The sequence below is a fragment of the Flammeovirga sp. SubArs3 genome, from assembly GCF_947387565.1.
Lineage (GTDB): Bacteria > Bacteroidota > Bacteroidia > Cytophagales > Flammeovirgaceae > Flammeovirga > Flammeovirga agarivorans.
This window is the reverse complement of record NZ_CANDOA010000001.1, coordinates 84,420-107,663: the sequence shown is the minus strand read 5'-3', so window position 1 is coordinate 107,663 and position 23,244 is coordinate 84,420. Positions and strand designations below refer to the sequence as shown.

13 protein-coding genes are annotated in these 23,244 nt (G+C 35.4%); 6 read left to right on the top strand and 7 right to left on the bottom strand.

Annotation, left to right across the window (positions count from 1 at the left end; translation table 11 throughout):
• The first annotated feature begins 68 nt into the window (after positions 1 to 68).
• Both QL232_RS00410 and QL232_RS00405 read left to right on the top strand, forming a co-directional pair.
• Positions 69 to 4,730 (top strand): MBG domain-containing protein, encoded by a 4,662-nt coding sequence (locus tag QL232_RS00410; RefSeq protein ID WP_281612560.1) that lies wholly within the window; start codon positions 69 to 71, stop codon positions 4,728 to 4,730.
• A 324-nt stretch (positions 4,731 to 5,054) separates the two neighbouring features.
• Positions 5,055 to 5,561, top strand: coding sequence for a hypothetical protein (locus tag QL232_RS00405; RefSeq protein ID WP_168884576.1), 507 nt, complete (start codon positions 5,055 to 5,057; stop codon positions 5,559 to 5,561).
• A gap of 280 nt (positions 5,562 to 5,841) precedes the next feature.
• Here QL232_RS00405 and QL232_RS00400 read toward each other — a convergent pair whose 3' ends face one another.
• Entirely contained in the window at positions 5,842 to 6,801 is a 960-nt protein-coding gene (locus tag QL232_RS00400; RefSeq protein ID WP_168884577.1) for a hypothetical protein, read from the bottom strand.
• Between the two features lie 475 nt (positions 6,802 to 7,276).
• On the opposite strand from QL232_RS00400, the gene QL232_RS00395 reads away from it, so the two are divergent.
• Positions 7,277 to 8,062: a DUF3050 domain-containing protein gene (locus QL232_RS00395; protein WP_281612559.1), complete on the top strand. Its 786-nt coding sequence runs from the start codon at positions 7,277 to 7,279 to the stop codon at positions 8,060 to 8,062.
• A gap of 46 nt (positions 8,063 to 8,108) precedes the next feature.
• On the opposite strand, the gene QL232_RS00390 is transcribed toward QL232_RS00395, so the two are convergent.
• The 4 genes from QL232_RS00390 to QL232_RS00375 form a co-directional block, all read right to left on the bottom strand.
• Entirely contained in the window at positions 8,109 to 9,134 is a 1,026-nt protein-coding gene (locus tag QL232_RS00390) for a hypothetical protein (RefSeq protein WP_281612558.1), read from the bottom strand.
• A 775-nt stretch (positions 9,135 to 9,909) separates the two neighbouring features.
• On the bottom strand, positions 9,910 to 10,293 hold the full coding sequence (locus QL232_RS00385) for a hypothetical protein (RefSeq protein WP_168884580.1): 384 nt from the start codon (positions 10,291 to 10,293) through the stop codon (positions 9,910 to 9,912).
• A gap of 19 nt (positions 10,294 to 10,312) precedes the next feature.
• Complete coding sequence (locus QL232_RS00380; protein ID WP_168884581.1) at positions 10,313 to 10,657, bottom strand: hypothetical protein; 345 nt, start codon at positions 10,655 to 10,657, stop codon at positions 10,313 to 10,315.
• 53 nt (positions 10,658 to 10,710) lie between these two features.
• Entirely contained in the window at positions 10,711 to 11,214 is a 504-nt protein-coding gene (locus QL232_RS00375) for a MarR family transcriptional regulator (protein ID WP_281612557.1), read from the bottom strand.
• 480 nt (positions 11,215 to 11,694) lie between these two features.
• Between QL232_RS00375 and QL232_RS00370 the strand changes: the two genes are divergently transcribed.
• Positions 11,695 to 12,183 carry a hypothetical protein gene (locus QL232_RS00370; protein WP_281612556.1) on the top strand — a complete coding sequence of 163 codons (489 nt, stop codon included), beginning with the start codon at positions 11,695 to 11,697 and terminating at the stop codon, positions 12,181 to 12,183.
• A gap of 137 nt (positions 12,184 to 12,320) precedes the next feature.
• Here QL232_RS00370 and QL232_RS00365 read toward each other — a convergent pair whose 3' ends face one another.
• Entirely contained in the window at positions 12,321 to 14,231 is a 1,911-nt protein-coding gene (locus QL232_RS00365; RefSeq protein ID WP_281612555.1) for a SusD/RagB family nutrient-binding outer membrane lipoprotein, read from the bottom strand.
• Between the two features lie 38 nt (positions 14,232 to 14,269).
• A complete protein-coding gene (locus QL232_RS00360; protein ID WP_168884585.1) occupies positions 14,270 to 17,356 on the bottom strand; it encodes a SusC/RagA family TonB-linked outer membrane protein in 3,087 nt (1,028 codons plus the stop codon).
• An 809-nt stretch (positions 17,357 to 18,165) separates the two neighbouring features.
• On the opposite strand from QL232_RS00360, the gene QL232_RS00355 reads away from it, so the two are divergent.
• Both QL232_RS00355 and QL232_RS00350 read left to right on the top strand, forming a co-directional pair.
• A complete protein-coding gene (locus QL232_RS00355; RefSeq protein ID WP_168884586.1) occupies positions 18,166 to 21,258 on the top strand; it encodes a SusC/RagA family TonB-linked outer membrane protein in 3,093 nt (1,030 codons plus the stop codon).
• 12 nt (positions 21,259 to 21,270) lie between these two features.
• Positions 21,271 to 23,145 carry a SusD/RagB family nutrient-binding outer membrane lipoprotein gene (locus tag QL232_RS00350; protein WP_281612554.1) on the top strand — a complete coding sequence of 625 codons (1,875 nt, stop codon included), beginning with the start codon at positions 21,271 to 21,273 and terminating at the stop codon, positions 23,143 to 23,145.
• Positions 23,146 to 23,244: the final 99 nt, after the last annotated feature.

Sequence of the window (23,244 nt, the reverse complement as noted above, 5' to 3'; positions counted from 1 at the left end):
AGGTTTACATAAAGTGTATTAAACACACAAAAAAATATTTTTTTACTAACACCTTCTTTTTGAATTAGATGATGATAAGAATTTTACTCAACAAAATTACAGCTATCTGTGCTTTTCTCGCTTTCGTAGCTCTCCAGGGAAAGGCTTTTGCTCAAGACGCATTTTATGTAGATGCAGAAATTGGTGAAGACTTAATCTCTGAAACAATTGATGATGAAGAGATCATTTATGGTTTAACACCAGAACATCCTTTTAAAACATTAGGCTTTATCCTTTACCACACAACAAGTATTGGAGAAGGGAAAGAAGGAGCCTATACAGGAGAATACTCGAATTTAACGGAGATCAATATTTATATTAAAGGTATTGCAAAAGTAGACAATCAGACAATTTCTGGAGGTTCAAAAACGTATACGTTTTATGGTGAAGGAGCAGATAAAACATTCTTACAGCCTACGGACGAATACGATAATTCAGTACAAGGTTTAGTATTTAATACCACTGCTGTTCTACATGATCTTACACTAAGAAATTATAATTCCACCGTTAATGGTCCTGCAATAAAAATTAACCCTACGGGAGCCGGTACTTTGAATAATGTCAACGTAATTGACAATTATGGTAGTAACAATGGTGGAGCCATCTACTCTTCAGGTGAATTGTATATTAATAACTCGTTTTTTGCAAGAAACCAGACAAAATCGAATGGTTCCGCAGTGCATGTTAATGAAGGAACGCTGGAAATAATCAACTCTTTATTTACATTAAATAACCTGTACCAAACGAGTTGGACTGCAGGAACGATAAATGTCGCTCCTCCTGTAGGAAAAACGGCTACGTTTAAAATGATCAACAGTACAGTGTTTAATAACAGTAGTGATGGTACAGGTGGTGCAGGTATTAACCTAAGTGATAAAAATGGTAAGCTAACTTCTGTTGAAATTATCAATACCGTTGCTTTTAATAACTATAACCTGAAGAACAGTTGGTACAAAAGTATTAACTGGGATACTAAAGGTGAAGATGATACCTACGACCTTTTGGTACTGAAAAATAATATTGTAGAAACAACAAGTTTTGGTGATTCTTTTAAAGCCGAAGATCAGAATGTTATTGGTGGTGATATCGAATCATTAAAGTTTGGTGAAAACATAGAGGTTGCAGCAAACGGAGTACAATTTATTCCTGTTTTAGCTGGAAGTGTATTGGAGGATGCTGCAAATATGACGTATGCTCCTGAAAAAGACATGATTGGTAATCTACAATCGGGTGATAGTAGAGATATTGGTGCTATTGAGTACCAGGCTCCTGCATCAGAATTGTATGTGGATAGTCAAAATGGTTTAGACACGAATAGTGGTTCTATGGATATGCCATTACAATCTTTTAATAAGGCATTGACATTATTGAATGGTTCAACAGGCGTAACAATTTTTGTAAAAGGAACATTCAATGACCAATCTTTAGAAATTGCAGAAGGGAGTGATATAACGATTAAAGGATGGGACGAACAGGCTGTATTTGCGGGTTCTGGAACAGGCAAATTCTTATCTGTATTGGGAAGTGTGACCTTAGATCAAATTACTGTAAAAGATTATTTATCTGCCGATGGTGGCGGAGCTATCAACGTTCTTTCAACGGGTAGTTTAGTAGTAAAGAACTGTAATTTTATCAATAACCAAGCGATTAATGGAGAAGAATCCTTAAATGGAGGTGCAATTGTAAGTGGTGGTATATTGGAAGTTTATAACTCTTACTTTGGCGAAAATAGAGCATTCAATAGAGGAGGAGCTATCGCAGTCTCTACAGGTTCATTTACTATGAAAAATACCACTGTTCATAAAAACACAACTGCTAAAGGTGGTGGTGCAGTAGCGGTTTTTGCTAACTCAACAAGAAATACAGACTTAATACTTGAGAACAATACTTTTACTGCAAACTATAATTACTTAGGAGAAGAAACAGTTGGAGGAGCTACAGGTTTATGGTTAAGTCATGGTACCAATGGTTACCTTTTAAATCTTATTAATGTAAGCAATAACTTATTGTACAATTATGTATGGCAAGTGAGCGATGGGTGGCAATTGGATATTTTTGTGAGTTCAGGTAGTGATGTGATCAACGCAAATACAACTACTTTTAGAAATAATCTTTTCCATACTGTGAATGCAGTTTTCCAAATGCCTACAGCCGGTAATAACACACAAGCGTCCAATGCGGATGGTGTAGAAGTTATTGATAAAATGAAAGTTGCAACAAATCTTTCTACCAATCTGCTTGGAGTACATTTTATAGAAATTACAGAGGGTAGTGTTGCAGTAGATGCTGGTGTTAATGATTTTGGTACTGCTACTGATATATTAGGTAAAGAAGTGAACGGTACAAGAGATATAGGCGTATTCGAGCTAAATGGTATCGATACAAGAGAGCCGGTTTCAATCACATTAAATACAGCCGACGTTGTCTATACTGGTGAAGAAGTAATGTTGGATTTTACAGTTTTAGATGACCAAGATAACGATATTACAGAAAGTGTATCTGTTATGGTTAAGTATAATGGTAAAGATGAAATGCCATTAAATGCAGGAGACTACAACATCGTAGCTACAGTAGATGAAGCCATGTATTCCGGTCAATTAGAGGCCACTTTTGTTATTGAAAAGGCGGAAGGTGAAATCACAATTTCAGATGATGACTTATCAGTTGAATATAATGGAAATACTCAGGAGGTGAATGTAGCAACTGATTTTCAATATTCTATTTTATATGTTGATGAGCAGAATAATGAATCATCGGATGCTCCAATGAATGCAGGAGATTATGACGTAACAGTTGAAATTGTTGATGAAAACTATCAGGGAGATTTCTCTGCAACTTATACTATTACGCAAAGAGCTGTAACCATTGAAGAAGTTAGTTCAATACCTTCATATACAGGTGAAGCTATAGCTTTTCAATATGTAGTGAAAGATGGAGATGATAATGATATTTCTGATCAAGTAAATACGGTAACAACTTATGATATGTCTGAGACAGTACCATCAGATGCTGGAACGTATGCTGTTGTAGTCACTGTTGTGGATGATAATAACTTCTCAGAAAATACTTTGAGTACTAATTTCACTATCGCGCCTGCAACAGTCACTTTTGCAGTAGGTGAAACCACATTTACCTACAATGGACAAGAACAAATACCTACGGTGACCCCAAGTATTGAAGTAGCTTTAAATCAAACCGTAACAGGAGATGCATCAGAAAGTATAAATGCTGGTAGCTATACGTTAACAACAACTATTGATGATGACAACTATACAGGATCAGATGTAAGTAACTTTGTGATTAATAAAGCTACAGCTAACATTGAAATTTCAGATTTAACTTTTATCCATGATGGTAATGCAAAAGCAGTTACTGTTATAATCAAGGATAATGAAGGTCAGGATTTAGATGTAAATTATGATATCACTTACAAACAAGATGATGAAGAAATTTCGCCTATTGAGGTAGGAGAGTATGATGTAACCGTTATGATATCTGATGATAATTATGAAGGTACAGAAACAGCCACATTAGAAATCACGGAGAAGATGATTGCTTATATTACTGCAACAACATCAACTACATATAATGGTGAGGCCCAACCAATCGTTTATGAAATTAAAGATGCTGAAGGAACACTAATTTCTGTAGAGCAAGTAGATATTACTTACGATAGTGAAACAGACGTTCCAACCAACGCTGATATATATGATGTAAATATCAGTATTACGGATGATATGTATGCAGGTAATGCCGATTTCTCTTATACGATTCATAAAGCAGAAGTTCAGTTTACAGTAGGTGCGGAAACTTTTACTTACACAGGCGAACTTCAAACTCCTGAGGTCACAACCAACGTTAATGGTATAGAAGCGATCACTGAACTTACTGCAGGTAATGGTATTGATGCCGGTTCACATACACTCTCTTTATCAGTAGATGATCAAAATTATGAAGGTTCGGATGAAGTGACTTATTCAATTGGTAAAGCAGTTGTTGACATTTCGGTGTCGGGATTAAATCATACATATGATATGACAGAAAAAGAAGCTACCGTTACAACTGATATGGATAATTTAGAAATGACGGTGACGTACAATGACTCTGAAGAGTTACCAATGAATGCAGGATCTTATGAGGTTGTTGCAACAATTGTAGACGATAATTATGAAGGGTCAACGACGGCATCTTTGGTGATCTCTAAAGCAATAGCGACGATCACCCTATCAGATTTAGTACATGATTTCGATGGTACTTCTAAATCAGCAACTGCAACATCAGATGTTGAAGGATTGGGAGTAACAGTAACCTATGATGGAGAAACTGAGGCTCCAACGGAAGCTGGAGAGTACGAAGTAGTAGCAATTATTGAAGATGCTAATTATGAAGGTACAGCAACAGAAACTCTCGTAATTAATGCAGTAACGGAAGAAGAACCACCATTATCTGCAGCAGATGATCTAATTGGTGTAAGTGTTTATCCAAACCCAAATACCGGTCAGTTTACTCTTGATGTAGGTACATCAAACCCTACAAGTATTTCGATTTACACAGTAAGTGGTGTTGAGGTGTATAGTACAGAATTGGTGAACAGCAAGGTTATCGCTCTTCCTTCAAATGCTAAAGGAGTATTAATTGTAAAAATGATTAGCGGAGATAAATCTTCAATTGAGAAGATATATGTAAAATAAAATGTGTATTTAAGTTCAACGAAGTTTCCAGTAATTGGGGGCTTCGTTTTTTTTTGATTAATTCATTCCGAATATTGGAAAGAAATGATGAAAAATAAAACACAGTAAATCCATCGAGAGGATAATTTAATAGTGATACAAAAAAGAGGTTATTGAGGAAGTAGCCTCTTTTTTGGTATTTATTCGGAAGCATTTGACTTCAATTTGGTAATACTAACTTTATTTACTCCCGTTATACTAATCGAACGTCATCCAAACTAAAACCAAATTCTAGGATGGCGTCAGAATTTACCTATCATTAATTTTAATAACCAACTTTTAAAAATGAGAAAAATCTTACTATTCGGATTGTCTATTGTTTTGTTGTCATCTTGTGGAAGTGATGATTTGGGACCTATTGGCGGAATTGATAAGGATGATCCTATCGAAGGAATTCCTCCAACAGATGGAGACGGTAATGGTTCAGACAAAGACGGTGATACTGATATTGGAATTAGACCTCCAGTAGTAGACCCAGAAGCACCGGAAGAGCCTATCGACCCTGATTTTGGTAACCCAGGTGGAGATGACGATATCATTGTATCTCCTGTAATTGGTACAGCAAAAAGAATTAGCGATGACAATCTTGACCTTCAAGTTACTTTGAATAATGAAATTGTACCAAGAACAGCAGAACGTTTCGAAAGTCAAAAAGAGGTCTATTACATTTATAAAGGAGAAAAATATATTGATAGAGGATTTACAGGTAATACATGGGAGATGATCTCAAAAACTACTAGACAAGTAATTTATATCGATATCAGTAATGGTAATATTACTAGAAAGCTTTAAAGAATTAATAACCCTTTACCCAGACATCTCGAAAAGTTAAAGAGATGTACGATTACTATTTATTCAGCCTACTTCCTAAATGGAGTAGGCTTTTTTGTATAGCTAAGGTTTGTAAACACAAAAAGGAAGCGAAGGTAAATAAATCACCTTGCTTCCTTTTATTTATATTAAAAACTTCTCGGGAGGTCATATGACCTAAACATGATAATACATCTGGAGGGAACCTTACTTTTAGATATACATTACCTCACCTTCGAAGTTTATCAATTTTATTAGATAATTAGTCTAACTCAACTACTTCGTCGTCGATTACTAATTGTACGAATTCGAATTCTGAAGTTAAGTCTTGGAATGATGGAGTGAATTTCTCATCGATATCGAATACGAAACCTTTAGATAAACCGTTCTCGATTGAGAAAGTTTTGTCTTTGTGACCATCTAATGTCCATTGGTGGAATTCACCAGTTCTTTCGCCTTGAGAGTTTACTTCTACAACTTCGATTTTGATAACTACGAACGCACCTGTTACAGCTTCAACGTCAGTGAAGTCAAATCCGATAGCGAAGATATCGTTAGGCATTTGGTTTTCTACTGGAATACCTTCTACTTTACCGATTTTCTTACCTTGCTTGTTGTATACAGTAAATTCAGCACCAAGTCTCCAGTTTTCGTTTGGAGATTCGAAAGCGATACCTACAGCGATACGACCGTTTTGAGGCATCATTACGAATGGATCAAGAACTGTTGCAGAGTTAACATCTTGAGATTGAGTTCCTGATAAGAAGTTAACGATTGGCTCTCTTTGCTCACGCATGTAATCTAAAACAGCTTCACCGTTGTACTCAGATAATTGATCGATGTGGATTGGCTCTCCAACTGCTACTTCATGACCTGCAGGAATAACTGCTGGGTAGTCTGCGTAGAAGTCGTTGTAACCGTAAGGAATGTCTTTTAATAATTGGTTTACTGGGTCGTAAGAATAACCACGAGCAGCAACACCGTTTTGTGAAACATGAACGTTAATGTTAGCATAATCTACAGTTACGTCGTCAGTTTCTTGACCTGCAGCTCTAGAAACACCACCCATGATAAATGAAGTTGGTAATTCTGATAGAGACTGTGAAGGAATTACGTTTTCTTGATCAGCTCCTGGAGTCATTAATGATTCTTGTGGGTTACATGCAATTGCACCTAACGCGATTGAAGCTACACCTAATTTAGCAAGTAAATTGTTTTTCATTTTTAAAAAAATTAAAAGTATTTGTTATAATTAATATGTTTGAGTCGCTTTCTTTAACTTACTCTGGGTTATTATTTTTGAAGATTATTAGAGCTGTTATTGAAAACTTAATTACTATAACGCCACTTTTTAGGGTTGGACATACGAATAGTGTTTGTCTGTTTTCAATTTCTGTCTTTTGAAGAAAAAACATCATTTATTGCTATTAATGAGTTATTTTAAGGAAGGAATCATTCATTTATAATCAAATGATGAGATGAGAACTTAAAGAAGAAATAAAAAAGAAGCTTAGTTTTAGTGATGAATAATTACGTTTTCGGGAATTATATCTTTTTGGGTTTTTCTGCCTACTTCTATTGATTACCTTTGTGATTCATCCAGCATGATAAACTACAAACAGTACTCATCAGAAGAAGAACATTTTTGATCTCAATCTGTTTACTGTCTATATAAGAGAACAATCAAACTTTATACAATGCTTACTGTAGAAAATATCGAAAAGGAGATTCAAGAATTAAGGAATGAACTCTCTAACCATGCGTTATATAAAAACTTAAAAGAGGTAGAAGATATCAAAGTTTTTATGGAGCATCATGTTTTTGCTGTTTGGGATTTTATGTCCCTTTTAAAAGCATTACAACAGCAGCTTACAAATGTCACATTCCCTTGGACACCACCTGCCAATCCTGCCGTAGCAAGATTTATCAATGAAATCGTTTGTGGAGAGGAAAGTGATATCAATGAGTTGGGTGAACCAAAGAGTCATTATGAAATGTATTTGGATGCAATGACTCAAGTGTCAGCTAACACTGCTACTATCTTCCAATTCGTAAATGAAATTCAAAACGGAGTATCAGTAGAAGAGGCATTAATAAATACTGGAATCGATCAACGAGTAGCAGCGTTTGTCAACTATACATTTTCTGTAATCCATACCAATAAAACGCATTTGGTTGCATCTGCTTTTACATTTGGTAGGGAAGATGTTATTCCAGATATGTTCTTTGAAATCTTAAAGAATACAGAGGAACAAGAAAAGTATAATAAGGTAATCTATTACCTAAAAAGACATATAGAGCTAGATGGTGATGAGCATGGCCCATTGTCCTTACAAATGGTGACAGAACTTTGCGGAGATGACCCAATAAAATGGGAAGAAACTTTAGTAACTGCTAAGGAGGCTCTGAAAAAAAGAATAGAACTTTGGGATGCAATTAATGATCTCATTAAAGAGAATCAGCCTGAAGAAGCGATGGCATAAAAAAAGCGTCAACCACTTATTATCAATAGGGTTGACGCTTTTATTTTTATTGTCTTTCTAAACGGACTTTTAGTTTGGGAGCTGCATTATTATCTATATCAATAGAGATACCTTTGGAAATACCGTTTTCTATTTTGAAACGTTCATCCAATTGACCATCCAAAGTCCAGGATTTGGTATCGCTTTCGTTTTCAGTATTGATCAATGAAACATCAATAATTACAAAGGCTCCGGTTGTGGCAAGGGGATCTGTAAAGTCTAAACCTACACCGTATTCATTTCTACTAGAAGTAGTTTCTATGTCATCCGAGTTTACTGTAAAAATCTCTTTTCCATGTTTGTTATACACTTTCATGATGGCAGAAATATAATAAGTAGTGGAAGGAGAATTATATGATATTCCAACGATTATACGACCATTTTTAGCATGCATATTAAATACATCTAATGTTGTATTTGCATCAACACTTTGGTATTGTACTTCTGATCGGAAGTTCATTATTGCTTCTTTCTCATTCCTTATTTGTTCTATTATAGAAGCTGAATTAAAGTAGGACACTTCATCTTCATGAACTAAAGAAGCAGTCGCAATCTGGTGGCCTTCTGGAATTGGAGCCAAATACTCCGACCAAAATGAATTTTCACCAACTGGTACATTCATTAGCATTAATTCCTTTTCATCATAATAATATTCACCAGGAGTTTGACCATTGTGTTCATCATAAACAACAATTAAGTCCCGATTAAATAGAATTTGGTCTTCAGCCCTTTGTCTTCCTTCTATATCATACATCTTAATCAAGAAGTCTGCTTTAAGGTTAACAGCATCGATTTGTTCAGCAGGACCCATAGGAAATCCTGGAATTGTATCTTGTTCTACTAAAGTAGAATCTACAGGGGTTGTGGCAATACTATCATTTAGTGTAGAATCGGTATCTGCTACATTATTGGGTATAGTGTCGCTGATAATATCAGTATTATCTTCTATTGGTGCTTTCTCAACAGTCTCACAAGAATAAACTAGAAAACCACAAAAAAGTATATTGGCTACATATAGTAATTTCGTCTTCATCGAATAAAAAAATTTCGTAATCTTTCTTCTTACGATCGTATGCTTAATCCTTTATTCAAAATATGGTTATTAGTTTATGAAAAAAGAGAGTAGAGTAATGCCTAAAAAAGAGGTGTTCTATTAAAAGTCTCTTTTTGATAACAATTCAGCCTTTTTCGACAAACAAAATCGGATTATGAAATTTTTGTGTCGATAAATAAAAATGGAATAGGCTAGAAGTAAAGTATACTATACTGTGATTCATAGTTTTACAATCTACTTTTTTAACTCAATAACTAACCAATTTTTTTAACTGACCGATGATTTTTTAACCCATCAATTTTTTTGCTTTGTTAAGATGATGATAGTTTAAAGATGTAAAGATTTTAGACAGCCATTTCTATATTGAGATGGCTGTCTTTTTATATATAATTCTATCCTATAGAATGTTTAATTCTTAAGGTGCTTAAGAAAGAAAATAAACAAACAGAGTACAACAAATATTACTAGAGGATACCAACTCCAAAATATGATCTTATTATTTACAAAATGTTGATAATAAGAGAATTTATTCTTTCTAGCATGGATAAATTCAAGAATCAAATGTATTAAGAAGAACCATACTAGAAATAATATCTGAAAGTAGAAACTGAGTAAGCCCAGTGTAACAAAAGGCCGAGAATTAGAACCTAATATATGATATTGAAGGATAGGGATAGTCATCATGGACAGCGAAAAGCATTGTAAAAAGGCAATGCTAATCCGCCTTACATCCATTAGTCTTTCATTGAGATGTTTAACTTTCCACATGATCAAGAGCTATTTTTTGAGCAGCTTTTCTTTTCCCTCTAAAGAATAAATAGAGATTGATAAAAAGCATAATTCCCAAATAGATCGAAAACCCTCCAACCTTATAGCTTAGTTCTTCTACTAATTTTTGGTAACTTGATTCTCTGTCAAGATTCATTTCAATGATATGCAAAGCACATCCAATGTTTAGTAAATAAAAACCTGTTTCAAATAAGCGATTCGTTGATAGAGCAATTTCTGAGCGTCCGCGGAAAATATCTAACATAAAAACTCTACTATTTTTAAAGAGAGACCTTGCCACAAATATTGTAAGGGCAAATACGGTGGGGATATAGATAAGGTAACCAATTAGTGCTTTTGAATTTTCCATAATGATTAGATTAAGAGATTTAAAATAGTTTGTGAATGTAATTTTTGATGATGTATATATTCATATAATGAAGTAGGCCAATAACCAGTACGATAACACCAATTTTATTAGAGATGGTAATGATTAACTCTTCAATACTATTGATGTTATTCCAGGAAATAATAGTGATTGCTGCATAACCAATATTTAATAGATAGTAACCTATCAATAACATTTTATTGATTTGTACAGATAACTCTTCTTTTCCTTTTAAGTAGCTTTTGGCAAATACATTTCCGTTATCGTAACAGACTTTACCTACTTTCACAATAATGAATATGACGCATATCAAATAGATGAAATACCCATAAATGTTGTAATTCATATTTGTGAACTTTTGAAGTTTCAGAAATTATTGAAACTTTAGAGTAAAATTTTTTACTTTAATATTTTCATAATCAATTTGCTTAACCAATTTTCTTTGTATTGAGTAACCTTATCCACAAGACTATCAGCTTTTGATACAAAATCGTGTAGCTTTTCTGTCTGAGAAACAAATTCCATTTCAGCAATAGAATCGTTAGTTTCAATTGTAGAAACCTCTTTTAACATTCTAATTGCAGGTTGTAATTCTCTTCGACTTCTTTCTTTAGCAATCGTCACTGCCAATCGATCCAAATTCTTTTCGGTTGTAAAGAATTCTTTTCGTTCACCAGATTTTGTTTCCTTAAAAACGATACCCCAGTCGATTAAAGCTCGAATGTTCATCGATGCATTCCCTCTAGAAATTTGAAGTTCACTCATAATCTCTTCTATCGAAAGTGCTTCGGTAGAGATCATTAAAAGTGCCTGGATTTGAGCCATAGTTTTATTTATGCCCCATTGTGAACCCAAAGCCCCCCAAGTTTGAATGTACTTATTTTTTGCTTCTTCAAATTTCATATTTCAAATATATACAAAGTTTTTAAAGTTTCAGAAAAAATTGAAAATTTATTTCTGGATCATAATCTACTAGATACAAAAAAGAGCTTAATACTCTTATAATGCTCATTTTATGGTATGATTTAATCACTTTTCATTAAACAAAATCGGATTATGAAATTTTTCTGTCAATAAATAAAAGTAGAAAGGGCAAGAAACAGGGTATACTATATTGTGATTCATAGTTTTACAATCTACTTTTTTAACTCAATAATTAACTAATTTATTTAACTGACCGATGATTTTTTAGCCCATCAATTTTTTGCTTTGTTAAGATGATGATAGTTTAAAGATGTAAAGAATTTGAGGAAGCCGTTTCTTTTTTGGAATGGCTTCCTTTTTTTATACCACAAAATCAAATGGAATAAATTAATATCTTATATTGTTTACTATCAGTGATTAACGAGTTTTTATTTAACTGCAATAACACAACATTTTAAAATGAATAGTATCCACCCAAAATTATTTATTAGTGCCTTTCTATGCTCTATGTTCATATTTTCATGTGGTCAGAAAAGCAATTACCACGATGAATTGGCCAAAAAACATGATCAATTTGAAAAGGATCATGCACAAATGGAAAAGGCACATGAGAAAATGGAACAAGACCATCAAAAGATGATTGACGAACATATGTCAGTGATGAGTGAAGATGATACCCTCCATATAAAAATGGAAAAAGATCATAATGCAATAATAATCGAGCACAAGGAAATTGTTGAAAGGCATATCGAACTTGTTGCCGATCATGAAGCATTAGAACAGAAACATGAAAGTGGATCTATGAGTGAAGAAGAGGTAAAGGCAGATCATGTTAAGATGGAAAAAGAACATAACCAAATCAAAGCCGATCACAAGAGATTAGATGAAAGTCATGCGAAGATGATGCAAGACCATAAAAAAATGATTGATGATCATCAATCAAAATAGATGAGAAGGAAGAGTATGTTTTCTAGTGAGACATACTCTTTTTTTATGCTAAAAAGAAAAGCTTGCCTCATATCCAAAATGGATACAAAGCAAGCTTTTAGCAAAGTTGTAAATAGATAATGAATAATTTCTAAATACTAATTTTTGATGATCTCAACACCTTGTGCATTGGAGAAAGTGCCTTTATAGCTACTCCACATATCTACAGTGTTGAATTGTCCTGTGTTTCCAGCATCACCACGTTGTCTTTCCACCGCCTCTTGGTAGTTGGTAGTGTTAGAAGACATTTCGTTATTAGGATAATCAAAACGTCTCGAACGAACGTAAGATGTTGAACCTGGAGAATGGAAAGGAACTTTCTTGATTCCTACTGGATCTGGTAAATCCTGACCTGCGATATATAATGGTCTGATATCTTCAGTATATACTGGGATGTCTAAGAATTCATATTTATCTCTATCCAATACAGGAGTTACAAACGATGGTAGGTGCGTTCTATTCCAAAGTGAGAATGTAGAGATACCATTACCTATTTGAGATACCCAAGCTTGGTAAATGATGTTATCTAATTTATTTGTTGAGGAATTAAATGCTTGCAATTCTGCACTTACATAATCAGCCATTGCACCATCATAAGAATAACCTTGATCTCCAGAAGTCTCTCTATATACTTGCATTGCTGCTTCAGCATATTCCTGACCTGGATAGAACACTTGGTATTTCTTGAAAGCATCTCTAATACCCGCTTCGAAGTGAGTGGCAGAATTGCCACCTACTAAACCTTTTTCAATCGCTTCAGCAATTAAAAAATGAACTTCATCAGAACCCATAATAATGGTAGGAGATAATGGGTTTAAGATCGTTTCGTTATTTAATGATGCTAACGTAAATTTATCAGCACCACGTAATGGTAATTCACTAGGATATGCAGTTGAATCTGTTGTATTAACTCTAGCAAAATAATCAGCATTAATAATTGTAGCGTCGTCAGCGTTTCCACTAGCTTCAAAAGCAAACATGGCGATTTGTCCATCTTGATCACCCATACGAGTACCTCTTAATGAAACAGGCTTAACAGCTTCACCCCATTCTTCAGCCATTTCAAATGGATCGAAGTTTTCTGTAGGGTAAATCATTTTACTTGGTGCTTGTGAGTAGTCATGCACACCAGCTACATAAAATAAACGAGGATCTTTACGAGATTGCATCGACTTTAAAGAAGTCTCACTTATGTAACCGTAAGCGAATCCACCTACCTGAGATGTCATTGCAGCACCAGCGCCATTCATATGTTGTCCCCAAGGGCCACCATTTAATGAGTGCTCTAATTTTGCTGATTCATTTAATGTTGAGATATAACCTGCACTGTGGTTAAATGCTTCTTGGAATACCTCACTAGCTCTTTCAGCATTGCCTTCAGACATAAATAATGCAATCTTCATTAGCATAGAGTTGGCTAATCTTTTCCAAGCAGCGGCATCACCTCTATAGTAGAAATCATCAGTAAATGTCTCACCTTTATCCATCATATCACGACCAGCTTTTAAGTCTGTAATCATTTGTTCGAATACAGCTTCTTGGCTATCGTATTTAGGGTATAAAATATGCTCAACATATCCTTTTCCTGCTTCTGCATATGGGATGTCTCCGTAAAGTTGAGTCACCTTCATCATGTCAATCACTTTGACAATTTTTACTTGGCCTAATTGTGCAGTCTCAGGAGCAAGTTTTGTTTCTAGGTCAGTGACATTCTTTAATACATCCTTAAAGATGTTGTTCCAAGCCCATTCTTTGTAAGAAGTACTGAACGCTTCACCAGATGCATACAAGTTACCTGTTGCTTGAGACATCGGGCCTGTCATAATAATATTTGTTCTCCAGCTTTCACCACCATCCGTATATGGTTTATTTTGGATGTGAGTGAATTGGTACTTAGGATCCATTTCACTAGAAGCCCAAGGGTCATTGTTCATTTCTTCGAACTTCTGAGTACATGAGAACATAGACGCTGCCAATACAGCACCAACAATATATTTATTGAATTTCATAACTATTTTCTATTTGAAACTAAAGTGATGTAAGAGGATTAGAATTTAGCATTAAGCTTGAAACCGAATGTCTGTGGTAGAGGGTAAGAACCCACTTCCATACCTTGAGCATTACCGTAAGCAAAAGATGCTGCTGGATCAATGTTCTCTGTTTTCTTCCATAAGTAGCAAACGTTGTTGGCTACGAAAGAAACTCTTAGATCTTGCATCTTAAGGTTGCTAATCATCACTTTAGGGAAAGTATAACCAAATGATAATTCACTGATTCTGATGTATGAAGCATCATAGATAAACTCTTCGTCTACACCAGAAGTTGCTTGGTAGTAGTTTTGAATATCTTGTGAGTTAGTGAAACCTGTGAAGGCTGTACCATCTTCATATACCATATTTCCAGGGTTGTATGTACCAGTGTTATGCATTTGGTTTCTACCGTCTGCAGTATCTTGGTGCTTACCATTGGAGTACATTTGAGCATTTGTTTGAGAGTAAAGGTCACCACCGAATTTACCTTCAATCACGATACCCAATGTGAAGTTTTTATATTGGAAGTTGTTGATCCAACCTGCCATCCAAGGTTGAACAGAATTACCAATTTGTTGGTAACCATCTTCTACTTGAGGAATACCATCTTCGTTTACAATGATATTACCGTTGTCATCTCTTCTATATGCTGTACCATAAATGGCACCGTAAGGTTGACCCGGAGCAGCTACAATGTTTACAGGACCTTCACCAATTAAGTACTGATTTACCTCATCCGTTAATGAAATTACTTCGTTTTGGTTGTAAGCCATGTTGATTTGTGAATGCCAGTTGAAGTTCTCTTTTCTAACAACATTAATACCTAAAGCTATTTCAACACCTTTGTTGGCAATTTCACCTGCGTTAATGATCGCATCTTCATATCCTGATGATTCTGGAATACGCACCTTCATGATTTGATCTTTTGACATTGAGTTGTAGTACGTTACATCAAGGTTAACGATGTCATCAAACATTCTTAAGTTGAAACCTAGTTCGTAAGAAGTTTGCATTGATGGTTTTAAAGCAGAGTTATTAATTGTGTTACCTTTAATACCACCTGTTTGTAAACCGTCTTGAGAGTTACCATCGATCTCATAGTTTTGATATAACATGTAAGGATCTGTATCTGAACCTACTTTTGCCCATGATGCTCTTACTTTACCGAAAGTTAACCAGTCTGGAGTATCCCAATCCATATCAGAGAATACCCATGAACCACTGATTGAAGGGTAGAAGTACGAATTGTTATCTAATGGTAGAGTAGATGACCAGTCATTACGACCTGATACGTCTAGGAATAAGTAACCATCATAACCAATAGAAGCGGTTCCGTATACTGATGCAATCGCTTTTTCATAAGCACTGTAGTACATAAATCTATCAGAACCAGACATCGGGTTTTGTTGTAATGGATCTGAGAAATTTGATGAACCTGTATCAGAATATTGTCTTTGAATGTGCATGTATGAAGTACCAACATTGGCAACCACATCGAACTTACCAAACTTGTTGTCGTAAGTTAACATGCCATCAAAGTTGTCTTCTCTCTCTAATTGTGTTCTTTCATAAGCACGGCCACCTGAGTATTGAGGTGTGTATAATGGGTCAACAGAATAAGCTCTCCATGAAGTATAGTCAGTACCTGCTCTACCCATCACTTTTAAGTGGTCAGTGATATCGTACGTTAATGAAGCCATACCCATAAAACGGTCTTTTGTATCTTCATAAGACACCTCATTCATTGTCCAGTAAGGGTTGTTGTTGTTTTGGTCATAACCAACTGGGCGTCCGTTTTCATCTTTGTAATCCTTCATCCAATTTACATCATATGAATTTGGAATCGCAGCTAGGTAGCCCATATAGTTATAACCGTTGTTACCCATGTATGGTCTGTTTTTGGCATCTTCTTTCACATAGTTGGCTCTTGCATCTAAGTGAAGTTTGTCATTTAAATCAGAAGTACCTCTCAAACTGAAAGTGTTTCTGTCGTACCCTTGGTTGTCCACGTTACCATTGTTACTCATATTTGAATAAGAGAAACGTACTGAGCTGGATTCAGTGTTTTTTGTCAATGCAACGTTAGTGTTAGCAGTATATGATGGTTTGAAAAGGGCATCGTAGTTATCATAGAATTTTACTTCTCTTTCCTGACCGTCATAGTAAGCATTTGTTGTCATGCCTGGCGTTACCTTTGGACCCCACATACCAAAATCATCTTTTGGAGAAGCTGGGAAAGCTCCGTTTGTACCATGTGCATATTGTTCCTGGTTATCTGGAGTGATACCAAAAGTAGAGATAGTAGAAGCATGTGAAAAGTCCACACCTAAACCTTGGTTTCCACCTTTACCAGATTTTGTTGTAATCATGATTACACCATTGATACCTCTTGAACCATAAATCGCAGTCGCTGCAGGTCCTTTCAGTACAGACATTGATTCAATATCTTCTGGGTTGATACCCGAAAGACCATCACCAGTATCTACACCGCCATTGTCTTTGTCATTGGCATTTTCGTAGTTGTTGTTGTTTAATGGAATACCATCGACAACGTAAAGTGGTTGGTTTGAACCATCTAAGATAGCATTACCACGAATAACAACATTGGAAGATGAACCAGGACCACCACCAACTTGATTAATTTGAACACCAGCTACTTTACCTGAAAGTGAGTTCATCACATTGGCAGAGTTAGGTACAGATCCAAGATCGTCACCTGTAACCTCCTGAACGGCATATCCAAGAGAACGTTCTTCTCTCTTAACACCTAAACCGACAACCACAACTTCTTCCATTTGTGTTGCATCCATATCCAACGAAATGTTTAATACAGATTGGTTGCCTACATTTACTTTTTTTGATTGATAACCGATGTAAGAGACTTCTAACACCGTTTCGTCTGTTACCATTAATGAGAATTTACCATCGAAATCTGTAATGGTACCTGTAGTTGTTCCTTGTATTTTAATACTTGCACCAACAAGCGGATCTCCATTACCGGCATCTTTGATTGAACCACTAACACTGCGTTCTTGAGCAGAAACAGTGTTACTCATAAGGAGAACAGAACAAAATAGAATAATAAAATGTAATAATCGTCTCATTTTTGTTTTGCGAAGTGAAATAAAAAATTTAGTCTACTAATTTATGTTTGTCATACAACTATACTATTTAAGTGTATTGATGACACAAATGTATCGAAGGTTTTTAAATATTTGCAACATAATGCACGACTTTATCTGTTAATCAATGCAAATACATGCAAAAACATGCAGTAATTGGCGATTTTATATTTAAAAAAAATAGATTCGGAGATAAAATATCTTAATTATTTGCAAGTAATTTACGGTTTTCATGAGTGTGCCTGTTTTTGGGTTATGCATATTCACATTGTTTTTAGTGGTTTTGTTAATAGAGGTAACTCACTTATTGTTAAGTGTATATAGTGTTATTAAAATTATGATTAACATCAAACTAAAAAGACCCAAAATCACGAATTTATGCAGCATTTATAGGCTAATTTGATGTTGATTTTGCCTGTTTATGCTTGTTTATTAAAAAATGTAGGTATTATTAAGATTTTTTTTGTTAGAGAAAGGTAATTTGTATTAAAGTTTAATTTTATGTTGTGCGTGTTTATGCATGTTGCTACGTTTGTAATGTAAACAAAACACTTATATACTTCAGAAGAATAAAAGTAACATTATAAAACCATTTAATTTAACTAGAATAAAGTATGATAAAACACTACATTATCTAAACTACGTTTCTAACTTTTTATCATTCTACACTATTCAATTGCCTGATCACCATTTGTTGATCTAGAATGTAACGTTAGTTCATTTATTACTTAAATAGGGCACTACCGCCTTTTTATGACTTTACTATACTAATCTAATTCTATTATCATATCATGAATAAATTTTTCTTGGTGCTGATCAGCATGTTTATGCTTTCGGCGGGGGCTTCCTATGCCCAAGAAAGAACCATTACAGGTACTGTAACTGATGCTGTTGACCAAGCACCACTACCTGGGGTTAATATCTTAATAAAAGGAACTTCAAGCGGTGCTGTTACCGATTTTGATGGTAATTTCACTGTTCAAGTTCAAGAAGGACAAGATGTCTTATCTTTTTCATTTATAGGTTATAAGACGATTGATTTTAATATCGCAAACTCAGACCATGTCGATATCGCTCTTGAAGCAGATGCTGAAGAACTTGAAGAGGTAGTAGTTACCGCTTTAGGTATTAAAAGAGAGGAAAGATCGCTAGGTTATGCGGTATCTGAAGTGAAATCTGAGCAATTAGGAGAAAATTCATCAGCCAACTTAATGAACTCATTAAATGGTAAAGTTGCTGGTGTTCAAGTCACTCCGGTTTCAGGACCAGCTTCGTCATCTAATGTTGTTATTCGTGGTAACGCAGTACTTTCGGGAAGTAACCAACCATTATATGTTGTTGATGGTGTTCCGATGAGTAACTCGACTTTCGAAAATGCCGACGATATGGACAATGGTGGTATCGATACAGGTGATGGTTTATCATCGATCAACCCTGATGATATTGAATCGATGTCAGTATTAAAAGGACCTGCAGCAACGGCTCTATATGGTACAAGAGCCATCAACGGTGTGATCTTAATCACAACAAAATCAGGTGAGAATAGAAAAGGATTAGGTATTGATTTCTCTACAGGTGTAAACTTCGATTTAGTAGGGATCACTCCAACAATGCAAAACCAATATGCACACGGTACAATGGGACAATTCCCAACAGATCCAAAGTCAACGGATGGTACTAGAATGTGGGGTCCAAAAGTGACACCAGGTATGACAACGGATAAGTTCTATGATGGCCAGACAAGAGAAGTAAAACACTACAATATTTACGATCAATTCTACAAGCCAGGGGTAACTTTCAACAATAGTATCTCATTGACTGGTGGAAACGAAACTTCCAATGTACGTTTCTCTTACTCAAACATGAACAACAGTGGTAACGTTGAAAATTCGACATTTAACAGACACACTTTCAACGTTAGAGGTACCACAAAATTGATGAATGATAAGTTAACTTTAGATACAAGGGTAACTTATACTCACCAAGAGGCAAATAACCGTATGGCAATGGGTAACTCCATTTATAACTACCAAAATGCATTAATGGGTATTCCTAATACTATCAGCATGGATTGGATGAGTAACTACAAAGATGCCAACGGTAGACCGATTGGTTATAATGAGAGAAACTCTAACCCATACTGGACGATGAACGAAGTGCAGAACATGGATAAGCAAGATAGAATGTTAGGTATGTTAAGCTTAAACTATCAGTTTAACGAAGCATTAAACTTAGTTGTTCGTGGTGGTACTGACGTTACTTCATTTAGACAAAATACTTTAGATCCGCTTTATACTCCATTGTATGAGCAAGGTAGAGCTTACGAAAGAACAAATCTACAGACTGAAAACAACATGGATTTCTTATTACAATACAGTAAGAAGTTCGGTAATTTCGATATTAATGCAACTGCTGGTGGTTCATACATGCACCAATTACATGATATGACAGATATTGGTTCATCAAACTTCACTTCTGAAGATTTACAAAACCCGCAAGCAGGTTCTGATAGATTTATCTCATTAAATAGATATGAAAGAGCGATTGCTTCAGTATATGCTACAGCATCAATTGGTTATAAAGGTTTCTTATTCTTAGATGTATCAGGTCGTAATGACTGGTCTTCAACACTACCTTTAAACAATAACTCATACTTCTATCCATCAGTAAGTGGTTCATGGGTATTCTCAGACATGGACTGGACAATGCCTGATTGGTTATCATTCGGTAAAGTTAGAGCATCATGGGCACAGGTAGGTTCTGATACTGACCCTTACAGCTTACACTTACAATACATGGTGAACGGTAACCCTGGTGGATATCCAAACAATGGATGGTCAATGGGTGGTATTGATGGAAATGTTATTCCTAACCAGAACCTAAAGCCTTCAATGTCTAACTCTTATGAATTCGGTTTAGACTTAAGATTATTCAACAACAAAGTTGGATTTGATATCGCATACTATAACCAAAGAGCAACAGACCAAATTTTAGGTGTTGATGTTTCTAGTGGTTCAGGATTTAGCCAAGCATTAATTAACGCTGGTGAGATTCAAAACAAAGGTGTGGAAGTAATGATTAATTACTCGCCAATTCAAAAAGACAACTTCCGTTGGGATATGATGGTAACAGCAGCATACAACCAAAACGAAGTAGTTTCTTTAACAGAAGGTGTTGAGTCTTACTTATTAATGCCAACAACAGGATCTGTATCAGTACAAGCAATCCCAGGTGAATCATATGGTGTGATTATGGGTAAAACATATACAAGAGATAATTCAGGTAATATCGTAGTAGATGAAAACGGTTTACCAGTAGTATCGGATGAAGTATCAGAAATTGGTAACGCGATTCAACCTTGGATGGCAGGGTGGAGAAACACATTCACTTATAAGAATGTATCACTTTCAGTACTAATCGATGGTAAATTCGGTGGTCAGATTTACTCACAAACAAATGCTTCGATGTATGCCAACGGTAAGCATGAGGAAACACTTGTGGGTAGAGACGAGTATTACCAAGGCGGTCACTGGAATCCAGGCAACCTAGTTACTTCAGATGGACAACCTTACACAGGTTCTGTAGATCCGGAACAATATTATAGAAGAGTAGCAACAATCGATGAGCAATTCGTATCTGATGCATCATTCATTAAGCTAAGAGAAGTTTCAATTTCTTACAGACTACCAGCCAAGTCTTTAGAGAAAACACCATTTAGAAACTTATCGCTTACTGCTTATGGTAACAACTTAGGTTACTTATGGAGAAATACGGATAACATCGATCCAGAGGCATCATTTACTTCAGGAAACGGTCAAGGTATTGAATATTTCAATATGCCTTTACCAAGAACATTTGGCTTCAAATTAAATGCTAACTTCTAATCAGATACTATCATGAAAAAAATTATAAAATATGCAGCATTAGCTGGTGCATTACTTTTCTCAACTGCTTGTACTGATATGTTCAGAGAAATGAACGATAACGATTATACAAGTGGGGATATGGACCCTAAATATCAGTTCACTTTTATCCAAGCAAAAGTGTTCTCTAGTGGTCACGAAGGGTTTAGAGGAAACCTGATTATGGCTGGACCAATGTCTGGTGTAACTGCTAACCCTCAGTATAATCAAGGACAGGGTTTTAACAGAAATGATTCTTACACAGAAGCTACTTGGACATTGATTTACAATGATATCGCTAAAAACATAGAGGATATCAGAGTTCGTCTAGAAGCTCAAATGGAAGCTGAAGGTGTAGAGAATAAAGGTAAGTTAGCTCAAGTAGCGATTGTAAGAGTAATCAACTACTTAAGAGCAACATCAATATATGGTGATGTTCCTTATTCTGAGGCAGGTAAAGGATATTCTGAAGGGATTTTATACCCAGCGTATGACCCACAAAAAGATATCTTTGAAGCCATGGTTGTTGAATTAAAAGCAGCAAGAGAAAACATTAGTGAAGGAGCGTTATTTACTGAAGATTTCTATTATGGTGGTGATGCTGACTCTTGGGAGCGTTTATGTAACTCATTACTAATGAAGATTGGTATTTACATGTCTGCAGGTGACCCTGCAAGAGGTAAGGAGATCTTTGCAGAAGCTTTTAATACCAACAAATATATCGATGGTTTATCACAATCTGCAGTGTTAGGACATAACGAAAGTGATGGTCCTTGGGGACAAACAGTGAACGGTTCTGGAGTTGCCAACGAAGGTAGAGTAGGTGGACAATCTTATCAGTTTATCTCAGACCAAGCGTTAGTATCAATGCAGAAGTTAGAAGACCCTCGTATTTTCTGGGTAGCTTCTCATATCGATAACTCTGGTTCATCAACAGCAGCGTTTACAGACGTTAGTGCTTATACAGATTTTGATCCATTTGCTTATGATACTTCAGAAGGAAAAGAGTTCCAAAAGATTCACTTCAGAGGTAGTAGAGAAGGAGATAGACCTGACGGTAACAGAGGTGTTTATGTAATTGATGACCAAGTGATGTATACTGCCTTAACTATTACAGGCAAGGATGAAGATGGTGATTATGTAAATAATATGCATTACAAATTTAATGATGGTGGTCAGTACTCTCAATTAGTTGCTGTAAACCCTTCTACTATCTTAAATGCAACATCACCAACAATGGTATTAGCTTCTGATGAAGTTCACTTTATGATTGCAGAAGCAGCTGAAAGAGGTTGGATTAATGCAGATGTGGTACAACACTTTAGAACAGGTGTAGAGCAAGCCATTAAGAAGTATCCAAACTTCTACCAAGGTCAAGATTATGTAACGTCATTTGTTGATCTATATAAATCACAGACGAACCCTTCTTATTTATGGGATGTGGCAGTAGAAGATTATATCAGTAGAGTAGTTGCTAACTTCGGTCAGGAAGGTAACCGTTTAGAGGATATTGTTTATCAGCACTGGTTATCTCAAATTGGAAATGGATATAATGCCTTCGCATTATGGAATAGAACTCACCTGCCTAGCATAGTACATGCAAATATGGGTGGGGATCATAAAAATGTGACTATTCCTACATATAACGAAGATCCACTAATGGAAGAAGGTGTGGCTCCAACAGGAACTACTGACGTAGAATTACACTCTGGAGGTGTAACAAACGGTATTCGTCCAGCAAGATTCCCATATCCAAATAGAGAGTTTACTGTAAACCCTACAAACGTAAATAGTGCAATCAGTAATCAAGAGAGTGGTAATCCTTCAGGTGATTTTATAACGGCAAAACAATTTATGAGTTTTAAATAGAAGATGGTTTTTAAATGAGCCAATTTTACCCCTCAGAAGGTAAAAAAACAGCTTAGAATAATTCATGTTTTTAAGGAGTTAGATAATTTGTCTAACTCC